The sequence below is a fragment of the Metabacillus sp. RB-C-LZQ-3-1 genome (assembly GCF_058315175.1).
In genome coordinates this window covers 47126-66547 of sequence record NZ_JBZFLI010000021.1, presented here as the reverse complement: position 1 = coordinate 66547, position 19422 = coordinate 47126, and the positions used below count along the sequence as shown (strand labels likewise).

Here is a 19422-nt window from a genome sequence, read left to right as displayed (position 1 = left end):
TCATCGCCGATGGTAGTTGGGGGTTTCCCCCTGTGAGAGTAGGACGTTGCCAGGTAAGTTGAAAAGATCAGTAGAGATACTGGTCTTTTTTGTGTGAAAAAATAAAACCGAAGGTTTTCTAAAAGAACAAAACGATATAAAGAAGGATTACTAGTCAAAGGCTTGTACCTTGAAGAAGCACATTAGGTATTGCAGTATTTTTTATTTGAAAACATTTAAAAGAAAACAGGATAATAAACCTTTCCAGGATGTAAAATACCTTATAAAAATAAAAAAATTTAAATAATTGTGTTTGACAACATTCTACCGCGTATATATATATTAAAATACATTATCTATCTAACTAGGGGAAATGCATATGGACTTGCAGGAATATTTAAATCAAGACACATATACCATGTTTTTTCGTATCTTTATAGCTGCTATTTTGTGTGGAATTATTGGGTTAGAGCGTGAATTTAAGAGTCATCCAGCTGGCTTTAGAACGCATTTACTAGTGGGAATTGGATCATGTCTAATGATGATTTTATCTTTGTATGGATTTGAGGATTATATTAAAATTCATGCTAATAGTCAGTTCGATCCTTCAAGGATTCCTTCTTATGTTATAAGTGGTATAGGATTCCTTGGCGGAGGAACGATATTAGTAAAAGGTGCAACGGTCAGAGGGTTAACTACTGCTGCATCTATTTGGATTGTGGCAGGATTAGGATTAATAATTGGTTCTGGTATGTATATATTAGCTTCATTTACAACAATTATAGTTCTAATGTGTTTAATTTTTCTAAACAAACTAGAAGGGTATATGGATGCGAAAAAAACGCGAAGAAAAATGAAAGTAGTTGTTAATTCAAATCGATCATCAGTAGATGAAGTGATTGAAAAGCTGTTACCTTATAAGATAAAAACAAATAAAATTGTCATGACTTCATGTAAAAAAGACAGAGACGGTAAAGTCACCTTTTACTATCAATTTGACATAGATATTGATTCCACACAGCATAGAATGCTAGAGGAAGTTCTTGTTGAAATTCAAGAAGTAGAAAAAATATTCTAAAGAGGTTTTACAGCCCCCAAATTTGGCAATATTTAAAATGAAACAGAAGAGTTGAAAAATTTTTCTGTTCGTTTTATAGTTAGATTAAAGTCAAATATAGTCAAAGTCAGTGAGGGGGAGGTTGAGTGAGAAATATTTCAGACATTATTGAACAGTACTTAAAAAACGTACTAGACAGTAGTGGAAAAGAAATTGTTGAAATAAAACGCAGTGAAATTGCAGATCGATTTCAATGTGTGCCTTCACAGATAAACTATGTTATCAATACAAGATTTACAATTGAACGGGGTTACGTGGTTGAAAGTAAACGAGGCGGCGGGGGCTATATTCGAATTATTAAGGTTCGCGCTGATAATCAAGCCCACTTGCTAGACCAGATTTTACGTTTAATTAACCAACGACTTTCACAAGCTGCTGCTGAGGATATAATCGGTCGGTTAGTAACCGAGGAAGTAATCTCTTCACGTGAAGCTAAGCTTATGTTAAGTGTTATTGACCGTTCCGTTTTATATATTGATCTTCCCCATCGGGACGAATTGAGAGCAAGAATGGTTAAAGCCATGTTAACTTCTTTGAAATATAAGTGAAAGTAGGGGAGACGAATGATTTGCCAGGAATGTCAAGAAAGGCCGGCAACGTTTCACTTTACGAAAGTGATAAATGGTGAAAAAACAGAAGTTCATATTTGTGAGCATTGTGCAAAAGAAAATAGCGATCTTTTCATGTTTAATACAAATACAGGTTTTTCATTGAACAATTTATTAACAGGTCTTCTAAATATGGATCATGGTCTTGCAAAGTCTGAGGAACAAAATGTTTTTAAAACGGAAGAAGTTCCTCAATGTAATCGATGTAAAATGACCTTTCATCAATTTAAAAAAGTGGGGAGATTTGGATGCTCAAACTGTTATTCTACGTTTAAACATTATATAACTCCAATTCTAAGACGAGTTCATGGTGGAAATACAGTTCACGCAGGGAAAATACCTAAACGAATTGGCGGAGACCTTCATGTTAGGAAAAAGATTGAGCAATTAAAGAGTCAGATTCATAGCTACATTGCACAAGAAGAATTTGAGCAAGCTGCTAAGGTCCGAGATGAGATTAGGTTACTTGAAAAGAAATTAAGCAGCTTTAATGAGGAGGGATCATAACATGTCACTCCAAAACTTTATGAATAAAGCTATGAGTGCTTGGATGAGTCAAGAAGGTCCTGATTCGGATATCGTTTTAAGCAGTCGTATTCGTTTAGCGAGGAATATTGAACAATATAAATTCCCAACCCTTTCTACAAACGAAGAATTACAGGAAGTTCTAAATTTCTTTGAACACTCATATGCAAATAAAACATTCCAAAACATCGGTCAGTTAGAGCTATTAAAAATGAATGACCTACAACCAATTCAAAAGAGGGTGTTAGTAGAAAAGCATTTGATTAGCCCTAATTTAGCTGACCATTCTATTTTTGGCGGGTGTTTACTTTCTGAAAATGAAGAAGTTAGTATTATGCTAAATGAAGAAGATCATATTCGCATTCAGTGCTTGTTTCCTGGATTTCAACTTGTTGAAGCTTTGAATATGGCTAGTCAATTGGATGATTGGATTGAAGAGAAAGTTGATTATGCTTTTGATGAACAAAGAGGTTATTTAACGAGTTGCCCAACAAATGTAGGAACGGGATTAAGAGCCTCAGTGATGATGCACCTGCCGGCCTTGGTCCTTACTCAAAAAATTAATCGAATTATTCCAGCAATTAATCAATTAGGGTTAGTTGTTAGAGGAATTTATGGCGAGGGTAGCGAAGCTATAGGAAATCTCTTTCAAATCTCGAATCAAATTACACTTGGTAAATCTGAAAAAGATATTGTAGAAGATTTAATTAGTGTTGTTCAGCAATTGATTGATCAAGAGAGATCAACTCGTGAAGCCCTTTATCAGTCCTCTAATACTCAACTTGAAGACAGGGTTTATCGTTCCTTTGGAATCTTAGCATATAGCCGAATTATTGAGTCAAATGAAACAGCAAAATGTTTGTCTGATGTTCGACTAGGAATTGATTTGGGTATTATTAAAGATATATCTAGAACGATTCTAAATGAACTTATGATTTTAACTCAACCAGGATTTTTACAGCAGTATTTTGGCGGACCATTACGTCCTAATGAAAGAGATATTCGACGGGCAGCACTCATTAGAGAGCGGCTAAATCTAGAAATGGATCGTAATAAACGGATGGAGGATGATGAATCATGATGTTTGGAAGATTTACTGAGCGTGCTCAAAAGGTATTAGCATTAGCACAAGAAGAAGCAGTTCGTTTAGGCCATAATAATATTGGAACAGAACATATTCTTTTAGGTCTTGTTAGCGAAGGAGAAGGAATTGCAGCTAAAGCTTTATTAGCGCTGGGATTAGGGCCTGATAAAATTCAAAAAGAAGTTGAGGGCTTAATCGGAAGAGGTCAAGATGCATCACAAACAATCCACTATACACCAAGGGCAAAAAAGGTTATCGAGCTATCGATGGATGAAGCTAGAAAACTGGGTCATTCCTATGTTGGAACAGAACATATTCTTCTTGGTCTTATCCGTGAGGGAGAAGGAGTTGCAGCAAGAGTACTTAATAACTTAGGTGTAAGCTTAAATAAAGCAAGACAGCAGGTTCTCCAACTACTAGGAAGTAACGAATCTTCGGCAAATCATCAAGGTGGGGGTATAACAAATGCAAATACCCCAACACTAGATAGTTTAGCACGAGATTTAACAGCAATTGCTAGAGAAGGCAGCTTAGACCCGGTGATTGGCAGAAGTAAAGAAATTCAACGTGTGATTGAAGTGTTAAGCAGACGTACGAAGAATAATCCTGTATTAATCGGTGAGCCTGGTGTAGGTAAAACAGCAATTGCTGAAGGTTTAGCTCAACAGATTGTACAAAATGAAGTACCAGAAATCTTAAGAGATAAGCGTGTTATGACTTTAGATATGGGTACTGTTGTAGCGGGAACAAAATACCGCGGAGAGTTTGAAGATCGTCTAAAAAAGGTGATGGATGAAATCCGTCAAGCGGGAAATATTATCCTCTTCATAGATGAATTACACACATTAATTGGTGCTGGTGGAGCTGAGGGTGCCATTGATGCTTCAAATATTTTAAAACCTTCATTAGCAAGAGGTGAGTTGCAGTGTATCGGTGCAACAACACTTGATGAATATAGAAAATATATAGAAAAGGATGCAGCGTTAGAACGTAGATTCCAGCCAATTCAAGTTGATGAGCCGTCTGTTGATGAAAGTATACAGATTTTAAAAGGATTACGTGATCGTTATGAGGCCCATCACAGAGTTTCTATTACAGATGAGGCAATCAATGCTGCTGTAAAATTATCAGATCGTTATATTTCAGACCGCTTTTTACCAGACAAAGCAATTGACCTAATTGATGAAGCAGGTTCAAAAGTACGTTTACGATCTTTTACTACACCACCAAATTTAAAAGAGCTAGAATTAAAACTTGAAGAAATTCGCAAGGAGAAAGATGCTTCTGTTCAGAGTCAGGAGTTTGAAAAAGCAGCTTCATTGCGTGACACAGAACAGCGACTACGCGAACAATTAGAGGAAACCAAGAAAACATGGAAGGAAAAACAGGGTCAAGAAAACACAGAGGTAACAGTTGAAGACATTGCAATGGTTGTTTCAAGCTGGACTGGTGTCCCTGTTTCAAAATTAGCTCAAACAGAAACAGATAAACTTCTTAACATGGAGAATATTCTTCATTCTAGAGTTGTTGGTCAGGAAGAAGCTGTTGTAGCTGTTGCAAAGGCGGTACGACGTGCCCGCGCTGGATTAAAAGATCCTAAGCGTCCAATTGGTTCTTTCATTTTCTTAGGACCTACTGGAGTCGGGAAAACCGAACTTGCAAGAGCTTTAGCCGAGTCGATCTTCGGTGATGAAGATGCTATGATTCGTATTGATATGTCAGAATATATGGAGAAACACTCTACTTCTCGACTTGTTGGTTCACCTCCAGGATATGTTGGGTATGATGAAGGTGGGCAATTAACTGAGAAAGTGAGAAGAAAACCATATTCAGTTGTCCTATTAGATGAAATTGAAAAAGCACATCCAGATGTATTTAATATCCTGCTTCAAGTGTTAGAAGATGGACGATTAACAGATTCTAAAGGTCGTACCGTAGACTTTAGAAATACGATCTTAATTATGACATCAAATGTTGGGGCAAGTGAGTTAAAACGCAATAAATACGTAGGGTTTAATGTACAAGATGAAACACAGAATTACAAAGATATGAAGGATAAAGTCATGAATGAACTGAAACGTGCGTTTAGACCTGAGTTTATTAACCGTATCGATGAAATTATCGTGTTCCATTCTTTAGAAAAGAAACATTTAAAAGAAATTGTTTCGTTAATGTCAGACCAATTAACAAAACGCTTAAAAGAACAAGATCTGTCATTAGAGCTAACGGAGGCTGCTAAAGAGAAGATTGCAGATGAAGGTATCGATCTAGAGTATGGGGCAAGACCATTGCGTCGTTCTATTCAAAAGAACGTTGAAGACCGCCTATCTGAGGAATTATTAAAAGGAACGATCAATAAAGGTCAAAAAATTATCTTAGATGTTGAAAACGGCGAGTTTGTTGTAAAAACAGATGAAAAAGAAGAAGTAAAAACAAATTAACATTTTAAAAGGTTGAGGCATACTACCTATTGTGTGCCTCACTTTCTTTTCAGCAAAACGATTCCCACTTACATATTCAGCAGCATGTGATAAAATCTAAAAACAATAGTCATAACATGTACGAGAATCCCCAACCCATTGTTTTCATTTATTAAAGGATAAATATCATAATTGGCTCGTCTACTTGCTAATCTAATAAGAGAGGAATATATGAATGGCTAAAACAAAGGTGAAATTTATTTGTCAAACCTGTGGTTATGAATCACCCAAATGGATGGGGAAATGCCCGGGCTGTGGCGAGTGGAATACGATGACAGAAGAAGTGTTAAAGTCTGCATCACCACGTAGGGCAGTATTTGCTCATTCAAATCAAACCGTACAAAAACCCTCCCCTATTACAACAATTGAAACAACCCAAGAACCAAGAATATTTACAAATTTAAAAGAATTTAACCGTGTGCTAGGCAGCGGAATAGTCAAAGGATCTTTAGTCCTTATTGGCGGAGACCCTGGTATTGGAAAATCAACATTGTTACTACAAGTATCCTCGCAGTTGGCGGATAACGGAAATGATGTTTTATATATTTCAGGTGAGGAATCAGTAAAACAAACGAAATTAAGAGCGGATCGTCTAGGAGTAAAGTCTAACAAATTATTAGTTTTATCTGAAACAGATTTAAGTTTTATTTCAAAAGCGATTGAAGATACCAACCCTTCTTTTGTTGTAGTGGATTCCATCCAAACTGTTTATCATAGCGAAATAAGCTCAGCACCAGGTAGTGTGTCACAGGTAAGGGAATCGACTGCAGAATTAATGAGAATAGCTAAAACAAAAGGTATTGCTATATTCATAGTTGGTCATGTAACAAAAGAAGGTTCAATAGCAGGACCAAGACTATTAGAGCATATGGTTGATACAGTTCTATATTTTGAAGGAGAACGTCATCACACATACCGCATATTACGAGCAGTCAAAAACCGTTTTGGCTCGACAAATGAGATGGGCATTTTTGAAATGAAAGAAGCGGGTTTAGAAGAGGTTCTTAATCCGTCTGAAATATTTCTAGAGGAGCGCTCAAAAGGTGCGGCAGGTTCAACAGTTGTTGCTTCTATGGAAGGTACAAGATCTGTTTTAGTTGAAATTCAAGCACTGATATCTCCAACAAGTTTTGGAAATCCACGAAGAATGGCAACAGGTATCGATCATAATCGGGTACCATTATTAATGGCAGTATTGGAAAAACGGGTAGGTCTTTTACTGCAAAACCAAGATGCTTACTTGAAAGTAGCAGGTGGTGTAAAACTAGATGAACCAGCTATTGATTTAGCTGTTGCTGTGAGTATAGCATCTAGTTTTAAAGATGCACCGCCAAAACCAACGGATGTTATTATTGGTGAGGTAGGTTTAACAGGTGAAGTTCGAAGAGTCTCAAGGATTGAACAGAGAGTGATCGAGGCGGCTAAGCTTGGTTTTAAGCGTGCGATTATTCCAGATGCAAATATTGGAGGATGGACTCCTCCAGAAGATATTGAAATAGTTGGGGTAAAAAATGTAGCAGAGGCTCTCCAAAAAACTTTAGGAGGATCTTAGATGACAGATATAGAAAGTAAGTCAGGTGAAAAAACGTTAAATGAAATTTTACAGTTTGTTGCACCAGGGACACCGATAAGGGAGGGAATCGAAAATGTCCTTCGGGCAAAAACAGGCGGTTTGATTGTTGTTGGTCATAATGAAAAGGTAAAAGAGATTATTGATGGCGGCTTTGCGATCGGATGTCCTTTTTCATCAGCTCATTTATATGAATTAGCAAAAATGGATGGAGCTATTATTTTAAGTGATTCTGGCAACAAAATTTTGTATGCAAATGCCCAGTTGGTCCCTGACTCTTCTATTTATTCCTCAGAAACTGGGATGAGGCACCGGACGGCAGAGCGTGTCGCAAAACAGACTGGTAATTTAGTTATTGCTATTTCCCAGAGAAGAAATGTCATAACGTTGTATCATGGTGAGTTGAGATATGCATTACGAGATATAGGGGTAATATTAACAAAAGCAAATCAGGCTATTCAAACCTTAGAAAAGTACAAAATAGTACTTGATCAGTCAATTTTAACATTAGGTGCATTAGAGCTCGAAGAACTTGTTACATTTAAAGAAGTGCTCCAAGTACTTCATCGTTTTGAGATGGTCTTAAGGATTAAAGATGAAATCAATGACTATGTGAATGAACTAGGAGCTGAGGGGCATTTAATTAGGCTGCAGTTAGCTGAGCTTCTTACAGGGGTAGAAGAGGAGGCTGCACTGTTAATTAAGGACTATGCTCATGGGAGATCTGTTGATCCCTATCCGATTATTCAACAGCTTCAAGATCTATCAAGCTTTGAACTTTTAGAAGATACCGTTTTATTTAAATTGCTTGGTTATTCTTCTTTTACGAATATCGATAGTCCGGTGATTTCAAGAGGGTATCGTATTTTAAATAAAATTCCGAGACTTCCCTCCATCATTATTGAAAATTTAGTGACAACATATAAAAATTTGAAACTTATTATGGGCGCATCCGTAGAACAGTTAGATGAAGTAGAAGGGATAGGTGAGGTTAGGGCAAAAAAAATTAAAGAGGGTTTAAAAAGATTGCAAGATCAACTTCTCATTGATCGCCATATATAAGAATATTTGATGAAAGTTTTCTCTTTTTGGTTTTAATTTCTGTAAAATAGGGTATATTAAAATTGTTTTTATTGTATGTTTTTTGTTTAACATTACAGGCTTGTATCAATCTATTTACAAATTAAGATAACTATTTCACAAGCTTTAGAATTAGGATAAAGTAGTAATAACTCAAAAGGAGGTGAAGGTATGTTAATTAAACGCATAATCCAATTGCTTTTTTTAAGTGTTGGGGGGATGCTAGGAATCCTATTTATACCTCAACTACTTGAATTAATGAATATGCAAGACATACCTTTTATTAACACACCTTATACATTAGCAGTACTAGGTGCAATTGTATTCTTTATTGCAACATTTTGGTTAGTTGATTATGTTGTGAATTGGATTAAAGTATTAGAAGAGGCTGTTGTCAAGGCACCTGTTACAGATGTATTGTTTGGTAGTTTGGGATTAATCTTTGGTCTTATAGTTGCTTTTCTTATTGTTATTCCTTTAAAAGATATCCAATACCAAGTATTTAACACGATTATTCCGATCTTTTTAACGCTTTTACTAGGCTATTTAGGATTTCAGGTTGGTTTTAAGAAGAGAGATGAACTTATTAATTTATTCTCCGTGCCAAATCGTATTGGTAAGAAAAAAGGTGTTTCTGAAGAAGAAGTTGAACATGAGGATAAGAAGTTAAAAATTTTAGACACTAGTGTTATCATTGATGGAAGAATTGCAGATATCTGTCAAACGGGATTTTTGGAAGGAACAATTGTTATTCCTCAATTTGTACTTGAGGAACTTCAGCATATTGCGGACTCTTCTGACGTATTAAAGCGAAATCGTGGTAGAAGAGGTCTGGATATTTTGAATAGAATTCAAAAAGAGCTTTCAATTAATGTAGAAATTTATGAAGGTGACTTTGAAGATATTCAAGAGGTAGATAGTAAGTTAGTTAAATTAGCTAAGCTTACATCTGGTGTTGTCGTGACAAATGACTTTAACTTGAATAAAGTATGTGAACTTCAAAAAGTTGCCGTATTAAATATTAATGATCTAGCAAATGCTGTAAAGCCGGTCGTACTGCCTGGTGAAGAAATGAATGTTCAGGTTATCAAAGATGGGAAAGAACATAACCAAGGTGTTGCCTATTTAGATGATGGTACGATGATTGTTGTTGAAGAAGGCCGAAATTATATTGGAAAGCATATTGATGTGTTAGTAACAAGTGTTCTTCAAACATCAGCAGGAAGAATGATATTTGCTAAGCCTAAACTTTTAGAAAAAGCATTGTAACGGTTTATAGAAAAATGAAAGGGGTCAGGTTCCTAAAGTAGATGGGATCTGGCCCTTTGTTTTACATATAAGGTGTAATCTTTTCTTATACTATCAAAAAGTATAAAATGTTAATGGAGGACAGTATAAGAAAACGATAGATATCACTATAGGTACATGTCAAATAAGACGTATTTTTCTAATGTTGTCAAACTGAATGTTTAAGGAGTAACTTCATGAAATATCATGTGATCATACCTGCTGCGGGACAAGGAAAACGTATGAAGGCAGGGAGAAACAAGCAATTTATCGAATTGAATGAAATACCAATCATTATTCATACCTTAAGAGTATTTGAAGAACATGATCTATGCTATAGTATCATATTGGTTATAAATGAAGCGGAAAAAGCTGATTTTCAATATTTGATTAAGAAGTATCAAATAAATAAAGTTCAGAAGCTTGTAATAGGTGGAAAAGAGAGACAGTATAGCGTTTATAATGGACTAAAGGCAGTAAAAGATGAAGAGCTAGTGCTTGTTCATGATGGAGCAAGACCGTTTGTTACTCATGAAAGCATCGATCATCTGGTGGCTAAGGCAGTTGAAACCGGAGCAGCAACCCTAGCTGTCCCTGTTAAGGATACCATTAAAAAGGTCGAGGATGGCATAGTAGCTGAGACAGTTGAAAGATCGACTCTTTGGTCTGTTCAAACACCACAGGCCTTTCAGTTAAGAATGATTCTTGGGGCGCATGAAAGAGCAATAAATGAGGGATATCTAGGTACAGATGATGCAAGTTTGTTAGAAAGAGTGGGACAACCTGTATCAATTGTAGTTGGGGACTATACAAATATGAAAATCACAACACCAGAAGACCTCTATATCGCAGAGGCTATCTTAACGAGAAATGAGGAGAAGTAATGATAAGAGTTGGGCAAGGATTTGATGTACATCAGTTGGTGGAAGGCCGTCCTTTAATTCTTGGAGGGATTGAAATTCCTTATGAGCAAGGATTATTGGGGCATTCTGATGCGGATGTTTTATTACATACAGTTGCAGATGCATGTCTAGGTGCAATCGCAGAAGGAGATATAGGGAAGCATTTTCCTGATACGGATCCGGCTTTTAAGGATGCTGATTCAGCAAAATTGTTAGAGCATGTGTGGAATCTAGTAAAAGTGCGAGGATATGAATTGGGAAACATTGATTGTACAATTATTGCACAAAAACCGAAGATGGCACCGTATATAGATCAAATGAGAGCACGGATTGCTGAATTGTTAGAAGCCGATATCTCTCAAGTAAATGTTAAGGCGACAACAACAGAGAAATTAGGTTTTACTGGAAGGCAGGAAGGGATTGCTTCACAAGCAACAGTGTTAATTCAAAAGCGTTCATAAACACTAATAATTAACTTTGTGTCTTATGATCATTGGTGATAAAATGATTCTGACCTAACTATGATGTGGACGATAAGCCATTTTATAAAGGCTCTATTCTCTAAAAATTTGTTGTTTTTAATTAGTTCTTTAAAGAAAAAATTTGTTAGGTTGATTGGAACGGTGATGCGAAACTCCCGGAGTTCCAATCAACCCTTTGCAGATACTTATTTCATAGCAACAAAGTTTGAGAAAACAACCTACATAAAAGACTTTTATAGATAATTTTAACGGAGGTAAGAAAAATGACTAATGAAGTGAGAGTGCGTTATGCTCCTAGTCCAACAGGGCATTTACATATTGGTAACGCAAGAACAGCATTATTTAATTATTTATTTGCAAAAAATCAAGGCGGGAAGTTTATTATTCGAATTGAGGATACGGATAAAAAGCGTAATATCGTCGGTGGTGAGGAAAGTCAGCTTAAATACTTAAGATGGCTTGGCATAGATTGGGATGAAAGTGTTGATGTAGGTGGAGAATATGGCCCATATCGTCAGTCAGAAAGAAACGACATCTATAAAAAATATTATGAAGAGCTTCTAGAGAAAGGTTTAGCCTATAAGTGTTATTGCACGGAAGAAGAGTTAGAAAAAGAGCGTGAAGAACAAATTGCACGCGGTGAAACACCAAAGTATTCCGGTAAGCATGCAAACCTAACTGTTGAAGAGCAAAAGGAATTAGAAGCAAAGGGCTTAAAGGCAAGCATCCGTTTTAGAGTTCCAGCTAATAAGGAATACCGTTTTTATGATATGGTCAAAGGTGATATTTCTTTTGATTCAGAAGGAATGGGCGATTTTGTTATTGTTAAAAAAGATGGGACACCGACATATAACTTTGCTGTTGCGGTTGATGATCATCTAATGAAAATCTCTCATGTACTTAGAGGAGAAGATCATATTTCGAATACTCCAAAGCAAATGATGATTTATGAAGCTTTTGGCTGGGATATTCCTATTTTTGGTCATATGACTTTGATTGTAAATGAAAGCCGTAAAAAACTGAGTAAGCGTGATGAGTCAATTATTCAGTTTATTGAACAGTATGAAGAATTAGGCTATTTACCAGAAGCATTATTTAATTTTATTTCATTGCTTGGCTGGTCACCAGTTGGGGAAGAAGAAGTGTATACTCAAAAACAGCTTATTGAAATTTTTGATGCAGCTCGTTTATCGAAATCGCCTGCTGTTTTCGATACACAAAAACTAGCATGGATGAATAATCAATATATTAAACAACTTGAGCTAGAAAAACTGATCCCACTAACATTACCGCATCTAGTAAAGGCTGGTAAGATTGCTGAGGATATGGGCGATGAAGAAAGAGAAAGAACGTATCAGTTAATCGCTCTATATCAAGATCAGTTAAACTATGGAGCCGAAATTGTTCAATTAACGGAATTATTCTTTAAAGAAGAGATCAGTTATAATGAGGAAGCAAAACAGGTTCTTGAAGGAGAACAAGTTCCTGAAGTGTTAAAAGCATTTCAGCATGAAATTAAGCATGCGGATGACTTTACAGCTGATACCATTAAAGGCTTAATTAAAGCAGTCCAAAAGGCTACGGGGCAAAAAGGTAAAAATTTATTTATGCCAATTCGTGTTGCAACGACAGGTCAAACACATGGACCAGATTTACCAAAATCCATTGCTGTTTTAGGAAAAGACACTGTTTTAACTAGATTGAAAAATATTATTAGTTAACATTTAGATAAAAATGTAATATAGTATGGTTAAACTATATTTAAAGCGTTGATAAGGAGAGTAGAGATTTATTTCCTTTTTAGAGAGAACCTCCAAGGCTGAAAGAGGTTTAAGAGAAATAATTCTTGAAATGCACCTTTGAGCCTTTTACTAAACGTCTATCTAAGGATTAGTAAGTAAAAGCGGATCGCTCTACGTTACAGAGCTAAAGTTGAGGTAAGAAGGGGAAATTTCTTCTGCCTAAACAGAGTGGAACCGCGCATCAAAGCGTCTCTGTCATTGTACAGAGGCGCTTTTTTATATTTATATTACTTTAAGGGGAATTAGTTATTTTGTTATAACCAAGACGGGATTGGGGGTAAAACTAGTGTTAAAGATGATGAAGGAAGACGTTGAAATTGTATTTGAGCAAGACCCTGCAGCAAGAAGCTATTTTGAAGTCATCTTAACTTATTCAGGGCTGCATGCCATTTGGAGTCATCGTATTGCTCATGCATTATATAAAAAGAAGCTCTTCTTTTTAGCGAGGGCTGTTTCTCAAATAAGCAGATTTTTTACGGGAGTAGAGATTCATCCAGCAGCAAGAATTGGGCGTCGCTTTTTTATCGACCATGGAATGGGTGTTGTGATTGGTGAAACATGTGAAATAGGTGATAATGTTACGGTTTTCCAAGGTGTTACCTTAGGTGGTACTGGTAAGGAAAAAGGAAAGAGACACCCAACCATTAAAGACCATGCCTTAATTGCAACAGGAGCAAAGGTATTAGGGTCCATCACAGTAGGGGCATACTCTAAAATAGGAGCAGGATCTGTTGTACTAAAAGATGTACCTGATCATTCAACTGTTGTAGGGATACCTGGAAGGGTGGTTATTCAAAATGGAAGAAGAGTTGATCAAGACTTAAACCATTGTGATCTTCCGGATCCGGTTGCAGACCGATTTAAAGAATTAGAAATCGAATTAGAAAATTTAAGATATGAAGTACAACACTTAAAGAAAGGAACGAGTGAACATGACAATAAAGTTGTACAATACGCTAACGAGACAAAAAGAAACATTTGAACCCCTTGAAGAAGGGAAAGTGAAAATGTATGTGTGCGGTCCGACTGTCTATAACTATATTCATATAGGGAACGCTAGACCAGCGATTGTGTATGATACTGTAAGAAGATATTTAGAATATCGCGGCTATGAAGTAACATTTATTTCGAATTTTACTGATGTTGACGATAAATTGATAAAAGCGGCAAATGAGCTTGGAGAAGATGTACCGACAATAGCAGATCGGTTTATTGATGCTTATTTTGAGGATGTTTCAGCACTTGGTTGCAAACGCGCGACTATTCACCCCCGTGTAACAGAAAATATGGATATTATTATTGACTTTATTCAAGCATTAATTGATAAAGGATTTGCATACGAAGCTGGTGGAGATGTTTATTATAAAACTAGAGAATTCAAAGAGTACGGAAAACTTTCACATCAGTCAATTGAGGAATTGCGTCTAGGAAACCGTATTGAAGTTGGAGATAAAAAACAAGATGCATTAGATTTTGTTCTCTGGAAAGCAGCAAAAGAAGGCGAAATTTCCTGGGAAAGTCCTTGGGGACATGGAAGACCTGGTTGGCATATCGAGTGTTCTGCTATGGTGAAGAAATATTTAGGGGATACAATAGACATTCATGCAGGTGGTCAGGATTTGACATTCCCGCATCACGAAAATGAAATTGCTCAATCTGAAGCAGTGACGGGAAAGACTTTTGCAAAGTATTGGTTGCATAATGGCTATATCAATATCAATAATGAAAAGATGTCTAAGTCATTAGGAAACTTTGTTTTGGTCCACGATATTATTAAGGAAATTGATCCGCAAATTGTACGATTCTTTATGCTATCTGTACATTACAGACATCCAATTAACTTCTCTCAAGAGTTGCTTGAAAGCACACAGAACGCTTTTGAAAGATTAACAACATCTTATGGGAATCTTAAACATCGTAAAAATAGCAGCAACAATCTAACAGAGAACGATGAAGAATGGCTAAATAAAATCAATACCTATCGCGAGCAATTTATTAAAGAGATGGATGATGATTTTAATACTGCAAACGCGATTTCAGTTTTATTCGACCTATCAAAACAGGCTAATTACTACATGCAGGAGCAAAATACATCAGAAGAGGTTATTCAAGCCTTCCTTGATCAATTTGATAAGCTAGGAAATGTTTTAGGTGTTACATTTGATTCAACAGAACTGCTTGATGAAGAAATTGAGATGATGATTGAACAGCGCATTCAAGCAAGAAAAGACCGTAATTTTGCATTAGCAGATGAAATTCGTGATAAATTGAAAGATTTAAATATCATCTTAGAGGATACTCCTCAAGGAACGAGATGGAAACGTAATTGATTATAGGATGAAATAATAGGGAATAAAGATAAATAGCAAGGAATTGTCAGAGTAAGATTTAATAACCAAAGCGCTTGCGCTTTAGATTTACTAAAAGAAGTATAAATTTTTGTACTTAGTTTTGGTGTCTAGATCCAGCGTCTATCGCCTATCAAACTTCAGGTGATCTCCCTGCGATAAGTCAACATCGGTTCGCTTGCGCTTACCGTGTTTCCTTTGCCCCACTTTAACGGGCAGTATCAAATGACCTAAGGGAGAAACATAGTGTGAGAGTTAACGGCCCGGTAAAAGTCTGGTAAGATTCTCGCTATCCACTAGGATAAAGCCTCTAATGGAAGTCTCGCTTTATCTTTAGTCGATGCTCCTCTTAGTTTGTACGGCGATTGCGCTTTTCTAATACTGCCATGATTTTAAGAAAAGAGGACCAGCATGTTTTTAGATGTTAAGACAATAAAAGACTCTAAGCATTTAAATAGCTTGGCTTTGGCATATATAGGTGATGCTGTTTTTGAGATTTATGTTAGGCATTATCTTTTAGCAAAAGGAACTATTAGGCCAAACCAGCTACATAATCAGGCGAAGAGATTTGTGTCAGCCAAGGCACAGGCAAGTGTTTTGCACCATTTTTATTCACAAGAAATTTTTTCTGAAGAGGAAGTAGCTGTTTTAAGACGTGGAAGAAATGCAAAATCGGGAACGATTCCCAAAAATACAAATGTCCAAACCTATCGTTATAGTACATCCTTTGAAGCTTTAATTGGGTACTTATATTTAGAGAAAAAACACGAACGTCTTGAGGAATTGATTCAGAAATCCTTTGAATTTGTTGACGGTGAAAAGGAGGGTTAACATGAGTGAAGATTTTATTATAGGACGGAATCCTGTGATTGAAGTGCTAAAATCATCGCGAGATATTAATAAAATTTGGGTAGCTGAAAACTCATTAAAAGGACAAGCACAGCAGATTACAAAGTTAGCGAAAGAAAGAGGAATCACCATTAACTTTGTTCCCAAAAAGAAAATCGACCAGATGGTTGAAGGGAATCATCAAGGTGTTGTTGCACAAGTTGCTGCTTATGAGTATGTTCATGTTGATGATATCTTGAAAGTAGCGGAAGAACGGGGAGAATCACCATTTCTGTTGCTTTTAGATGAAATAGAAGATCCTCACAATTTAGGGTCTATTATGAGAACAGCAGATGCTGTTGGTGCACATGGGATTGTAATTCCAAAGCGAAGAGCTGTAGGGCTCACAGCAACCGTTGCAAAATCATCAACAGGGGCAATTGAACACATACCTGTTGCTAGAGTTACAAATATGGCAAGAACCATTGATGAGTTAAAAGGTAAAGGAGTTTGGATAGTCGGGACAGATGCAAAAGGGGCAGATGACTATCGGAACCTTGATGGTAAGATGTCCTTGGCCTTGATTATAGGCAGTGAGGGAAAAGGAATTGGTCGATTAATTAAGGAAAAATGTGATTTTCTTATTAAGATGCCGATGGTTGGCCATGTAACATCACTAAACGCATCAGTAGCAGCTAGTCTTTTAATGTATGAGGTATACAGAAAGCGATATCCTTTAGGGGAGTAGTGTGAAATGGATATCCTATTAGTGGATGGATATAACATTATAGGTGCTTGGCCTGACTTACAGAAGCTTAAGAAAAATGGATTGGCCGAAGCGCGTGATCTATTGATTGAAAAAATGGCTGAGTACCAAGCATATACAGGCTTTAGAGTTATTATCGTTTTTGATGCCCATATGGTAAAGGGGATCGAGAAAAAACAAAAGAATCACCGGGTTGAGGTCATTTTTACCCGAGAAAACGAAACAGCGGATGAAAGAATCGAAAAGCTGGCCATTTCATTAAGTAATATCAAGACACAGGTTCATGTAGCAACATCTGATTTTACTGAACAATGGGCAATATTTGGTCAGGGAGCATTGAGGAAATCCGCAAGGGAACTATTAAATGAAATGAATTCGATTGAAAATAGAATTCAACATAAAGTGAAGAAAATAGAGGAGAAACGACCTTCGTCAAAAATCGCCATTCCTGAGGATGTTATGGAAAAACTGGAGAAATGGCGCAGGGGCGATTTATAGTTAGTTGACGCTTACAAAATTAATACTGTATAATATTGTTATCTTGCGTGCGGTCGGGGGGATCGGCTTGAATTCACCAATCAACAAGGATAAAGTCAACAAGGAAGAATTAGAATTATTGGAAGACGAACAAATAGTTGAACTTGTTCACGAAGGGGAAAGTGAGGCACTTGACTTTTTAATTACAAAATATCGCAATTTTGTTCGAGCGAAGGCAAGATCTTATTTTTTAATCGGAGCTGATAGAGAGGATATTATCCAAGAAGGAATGATTGGCTTATACAAAGCAATTCGTGACTTTAAGGAGGACAAGCTCACTTCATTTAAAGCATTTGCCGAATTATGTATTACAAGGCAAATTATTACCGCAATCAAAACTGCAACTCGCCAAAAACATATTCCACTAAATTCCTATGTTTCATTGGACAAGCCAATATATGACGAAGAATCCGATCGGACACTTATGGATGTTATTACCGGTGCAAAAGTAATGGATCCAGAAGAACTCATTATTAATCAAGAAGAATTTGATGATATTGAGGTAAAAATGGGAGAATTATTAAGTGATCTCGAGCGAAAAGTTTTAGTTCTTTACTTAGATGGCAGATCTTATCATGAAATTTCAGAAGAATTGGATCGCCATGTGAAATCGATTGATAATGCACTCCAGCGAGTAAAGAGAAAGCTAGAGCGTTATTTAGAATTAAGAGAAATTAGTTTATAAACAAGAGATAGATTGATTTTATCGTTTATTGACGAAAAAATTTTACTATGATACAGTTTTAAAGAATATTATGTTGCGGTAGGTGACGACATGCGAAAGAAAATCATTATGGCATGTACATCGTGTGGAAGTCGAAACTATACTACGATGAAAAACACAACTAGTTCAAATGACCGATTAGACGTCAAGAAATTTTGCAAGGTATGTAATTCGCATACAAACCACCGTGAGACAAAATAGCCCTTATTTTATTTCTTACACGAAGTTTCCCTATTATTCCTGGAGGTAGCTCAATGCAACGTTTAATTAGTTTTTTCCGAGATGTTACTCGTGAAATGAAAAAGGTTAGTTGGCCTAAAGGTAAAGAGCTAACAAAGTATACAATTACGGTTGTTTCAACTGTGACGTTTGTAGCAGTGTTCTTTGCGGTTATTGACCTAGGTATTTCTTCTTTAATTCGTTTGTTTTTTGAATAACAAATGGAAAATCGTGCTATAATAGAAAATATTAAACTTTGTCTGCAAAACCCGTTAAACGGGTTTTTTCATTGTATAAAAAATAATAAATTTGTTTAACTTTGTAAAAGTGTTGGATATCTAGCTCCAGCGCTTTTGGACTAGTGAAATAGATTGTTGATTAACCTATTGTGGGGAGGGAAGGACAAATTGTCCTGAAGCTATGGAAAAGAATTGGTATGTAGTGCACACTTATTCAGGCTATGAAAATAAAGTAAAAGCAAATCTTGAGAAGCGTGTAGAATCGATGGGTATGGAAGATAAAATCTTTCGCGTAGTTGTACCTGAAGAGGAAGAAACAGATATAAAGGACGGCAAGAAAAAAGTTGTAAAGAAAAAGGTATTCCCTGGTTATGTCTTAGTTGAAATTGTCATGACAGATGACTCTTGGTACGTTGTGAGAAATACACCAGGTGTAACAGGGTTTGTTGGATCTGCTGGCCATGGTTCAAAACCAACACCACTTTTACCGGACGAAGTTAATTTTATTTTAAAACGCATGGGTATGGATGAGCGTCGTGTGGAAATTGATTTTGAATTAAATGAAACTGTCAAAGTCACTGAAGGTCCATTTGCTAACTATACAGGCTCAATTGAAGAAATTGATCATGACAAAAATAAATTAAAAGTTCTTGTTAATATGTTTGGTCGTGAAACACCGGTAGAATTAGATTTTGCGCAAGTTACGAAATTATGATGTAAAAAAACTTGAAATCATTTACGAAAAGTGGTAATATTTCATAGGTCAGTATGTCTCAAAGGTTTGAGATGTAATTATGATCAGAAATATTCATTTCTGAATGTATAAGGGTAGGTAAACTCGATGT

Annotated in this window: 20 protein-coding genes and 1 other annotated feature; all 20 genes read left to right on the top strand. The window is 36.2% G+C overall.

Annotation, left to right across the window (positions count from 1 at the left end):
• Positions 1 to 358 precede the first annotated feature (358 nt).
• Complete coding sequence (locus tag AC4GZ8_RS22765) at positions 359 to 1057, top strand: MgtC/SapB family protein (protein WP_491084181.1); 699 nt, start codon at positions 359 to 361, stop codon at positions 1055 to 1057.
• A 125-nt stretch (positions 1058 to 1182) separates the two neighbouring features.
• On the top strand, positions 1183 to 1644 hold the full coding sequence (locus AC4GZ8_RS22760; RefSeq protein WP_491084180.1) for a CtsR family transcriptional regulator: 462 nt from the start codon (positions 1183 to 1185) through the stop codon (positions 1642 to 1644).
• A 15-nt stretch (positions 1645 to 1659) separates the two neighbouring features.
• Complete coding sequence (gene mcsA, locus AC4GZ8_RS22755; protein ID WP_491084179.1) at positions 1660 to 2211, top strand: protein-arginine kinase activator protein McsA; 552 nt, start codon at positions 1660 to 1662, stop codon at positions 2209 to 2211.
• Position 2212: 1 nt separating this feature from the next.
• Complete coding sequence (gene mcsB, locus AC4GZ8_RS22750; protein ID WP_491084178.1) at positions 2213 to 3310, top strand: protein-arginine kinase McsB; 1098 nt, start codon at positions 2213 to 2215, stop codon at positions 3308 to 3310.
• A complete protein-coding gene (gene clpC, locus AC4GZ8_RS22745; protein WP_491084177.1) occupies positions 3307 to 5754 on the top strand; it encodes an ATP-dependent protease ATP-binding subunit ClpC in 2448 nt (815 codons plus the stop codon). Before mcsB ends, clpC begins: the two co-directional genes overlap by 4 nt.
• A gap of 214 nt (positions 5755 to 5968) precedes the next feature.
• On the top strand, positions 5969 to 7345 hold the full coding sequence (gene radA, locus AC4GZ8_RS22740; RefSeq protein WP_491084176.1) for a DNA repair protein RadA: 1377 nt from the start codon (positions 5969 to 5971) through the stop codon (positions 7343 to 7345).
• Entirely contained in the window at positions 7346 to 8425 is a 1080-nt protein-coding gene (gene disA, locus AC4GZ8_RS22735; protein ID WP_491084175.1) for a DNA integrity scanning diadenylate cyclase DisA, read from the top strand. It abuts the gene before it with no gap.
• Positions 8426 to 8614: 189 nt separating this feature from the next.
• Positions 8615 to 9712: a PIN/TRAM domain-containing protein gene (locus AC4GZ8_RS22730; RefSeq protein ID WP_491084174.1), complete on the top strand. Its 1098-nt coding sequence runs from the start codon at positions 8615 to 8617 to the stop codon at positions 9710 to 9712.
• 215 nt (positions 9713 to 9927) lie between these two features.
• Positions 9928 to 10614 carry a 2-C-methyl-D-erythritol 4-phosphate cytidylyltransferase gene (gene ispD / locus AC4GZ8_RS22725; RefSeq protein WP_491084173.1) on the top strand — a complete coding sequence of 229 codons (687 nt, stop codon included), beginning with the start codon at positions 9928 to 9930 and terminating at the stop codon, positions 10612 to 10614.
• The gene (gene ispF / locus AC4GZ8_RS22720; RefSeq protein WP_491084172.1) at positions 10614 to 11093 is read left to right on the top strand and encodes a 2-C-methyl-D-erythritol 2,4-cyclodiphosphate synthase; all 480 of its coding nucleotides are present in this window, start codon (positions 10614 to 10616) and stop codon (positions 11091 to 11093) included. Before ispD ends, ispF begins: the two co-directional genes overlap by 1 nt.
• A 284-nt stretch (positions 11094 to 11377) precedes the next feature.
• The gene (gltX, locus tag AC4GZ8_RS22715; RefSeq protein WP_491084171.1) at positions 11378 to 12835 is read left to right on the top strand and encodes a glutamate--tRNA ligase; all 1458 of its coding nucleotides are present in this window, start codon (positions 11378 to 11380) and stop codon (positions 12833 to 12835) included.
• Positions 12836 to 12874: 39 nt separating this feature from the next.
• Positions 12875 to 13113 (top strand) — a binding site (T-box leader).
• Between the two features lie 98 nt (positions 13114 to 13211).
• Positions 13212 to 13898: a serine O-acetyltransferase gene (gene cysE, locus AC4GZ8_RS22710; RefSeq protein ID WP_491084182.1), complete on the top strand. Its 687-nt coding sequence runs from the start codon at positions 13212 to 13214 to the stop codon at positions 13896 to 13898.
• The gene (gene cysS / locus AC4GZ8_RS22705; protein ID WP_491084170.1) at positions 13849 to 15246 is read left to right on the top strand and encodes a cysteine--tRNA ligase; all 1398 of its coding nucleotides are present in this window, start codon (positions 13849 to 13851) and stop codon (positions 15244 to 15246) included. Before cysE ends, cysS begins: the two co-directional genes overlap by 50 nt.
• Before the next feature lie 429 nt (positions 15247 to 15675).
• Positions 15676 to 16095, top strand: a complete 420-nt coding sequence (locus AC4GZ8_RS22700) for a Mini-ribonuclease 3 (RefSeq protein ID WP_491084169.1) — start codon at positions 15676 to 15678, stop codon at positions 16093 to 16095.
• A gap of 1 nt (position 16096) precedes the next feature.
• Entirely contained in the window at positions 16097 to 16840 is a 744-nt protein-coding gene (gene rlmB, locus AC4GZ8_RS22695; protein WP_491084168.1) for a 23S rRNA (guanosine(2251)-2'-O)-methyltransferase RlmB, read from the top strand.
• Positions 16841 to 16846: 6 nt separating this feature from the next.
• A complete protein-coding gene (locus AC4GZ8_RS22690; protein WP_491084167.1) occupies positions 16847 to 17356 on the top strand; it encodes an NYN domain-containing protein in 510 nt (169 codons plus the stop codon).
• A gap of 67 nt (positions 17357 to 17423) precedes the next feature.
• A complete protein-coding gene (gene sigH, locus AC4GZ8_RS22685) occupies positions 17424 to 18080 on the top strand; it encodes an RNA polymerase sporulation sigma factor SigH (RefSeq protein WP_491084166.1) in 657 nt (218 codons plus the stop codon).
• 90 nt (positions 18081 to 18170) lie between these two features.
• On the top strand, positions 18171 to 18320 hold the full coding sequence (gene rpmG, locus AC4GZ8_RS22680) for a 50S ribosomal protein L33 (protein WP_078433093.1): 150 nt from the start codon (positions 18171 to 18173) through the stop codon (positions 18318 to 18320).
• Positions 18321 to 18373: 53 nt separating this feature from the next.
• Complete coding sequence (gene secE, locus AC4GZ8_RS22675; protein ID WP_026561205.1) at positions 18374 to 18556, top strand: preprotein translocase subunit SecE; 183 nt, start codon at positions 18374 to 18376, stop codon at positions 18554 to 18556.
• A gap of 202 nt (positions 18557 to 18758) precedes the next feature.
• Positions 18759 to 19292 (top strand): transcription termination/antitermination protein NusG, encoded by a 534-nt coding sequence (gene nusG, locus AC4GZ8_RS22670; RefSeq protein ID WP_491084165.1) that lies wholly within the window; start codon positions 18759 to 18761, stop codon positions 19290 to 19292.
• Positions 19293 to 19422: the final 130 nt, after the last annotated feature.

Excerpts from the sequence above, each read along its gene's own strand:
- AC4GZ8_RS22765 (WP_491084181.1), top strand. The coding sequence starts at position 359 with ATGGACTTGCAGGAATATTTAAATCAAGACACATATACCATGTTTTTT.
- mcsA (WP_491084179.1), top strand. The coding sequence starts at position 1,660 with ATGATTTGCCAGGAATGTCAAGAAAGGCCGGCAACGTTTCACTTTACG.
- mcsB (WP_491084178.1), top strand. The coding sequence starts at position 2,213 with ATGTCACTCCAAAACTTTATGAATAAAGCTATGAGTGCTTGGATGAGT.
- clpC (WP_491084177.1), top strand. The coding sequence starts at position 3,307 with ATGATGTTTGGAAGATTTACTGAGCGTGCTCAAAAGGTATTAGCATTA.
- radA (WP_491084176.1), top strand. The coding sequence starts at position 5,969 with ATGGCTAAAACAAAGGTGAAATTTATTTGTCAAACCTGTGGTTATGAA.
- disA (WP_491084175.1), top strand. The coding sequence starts at position 7,346 with ATGACAGATATAGAAAGTAAGTCAGGTGAAAAAACGTTAAATGAAATT.
- AC4GZ8_RS22730 (WP_491084174.1), top strand. The coding sequence starts at position 8,615 with ATGTTAATTAAACGCATAATCCAATTGCTTTTTTTAAGTGTTGGGGGG.
- ispD (WP_491084173.1), top strand. The coding sequence starts at position 9,928 with ATGAAATATCATGTGATCATACCTGCTGCGGGACAAGGAAAACGTATG.
- ispF (WP_491084172.1), top strand. The coding sequence starts at position 10,614 with ATGATAAGAGTTGGGCAAGGATTTGATGTACATCAGTTGGTGGAAGGC.
- gltX (WP_491084171.1), top strand. The coding sequence starts at position 11,378 with ATGACTAATGAAGTGAGAGTGCGTTATGCTCCTAGTCCAACAGGGCAT.
- cysE (WP_491084182.1), top strand. The coding sequence starts at position 13,212 with ATGATGAAGGAAGACGTTGAAATTGTATTTGAGCAAGACCCTGCAGCA.
- cysS (WP_491084170.1), top strand. The coding sequence starts at position 13,849 with ATGACAATAAAGTTGTACAATACGCTAACGAGACAAAAAGAAACATTT.
- AC4GZ8_RS22700 (WP_491084169.1), top strand. The coding sequence starts at position 15,676 with ATGTTTTTAGATGTTAAGACAATAAAAGACTCTAAGCATTTAAATAGC.
- rlmB (WP_491084168.1), top strand. The coding sequence starts at position 16,097 with ATGAGTGAAGATTTTATTATAGGACGGAATCCTGTGATTGAAGTGCTA.
- AC4GZ8_RS22690 (WP_491084167.1), top strand. The coding sequence starts at position 16,847 with ATGGATATCCTATTAGTGGATGGATATAACATTATAGGTGCTTGGCCT.
- rpmG (WP_078433093.1), top strand. The coding sequence starts at position 18,171 with ATGCGAAAGAAAATCATTATGGCATGTACATCGTGTGGAAGTCGAAAC.
- secE (WP_026561205.1), top strand. The coding sequence starts at position 18,374 with ATGCAACGTTTAATTAGTTTTTTCCGAGATGTTACTCGTGAAATGAAA.
- nusG (WP_491084165.1), top strand. The coding sequence starts at position 18,759 with ATGGAAAAGAATTGGTATGTAGTGCACACTTATTCAGGCTATGAAAAT.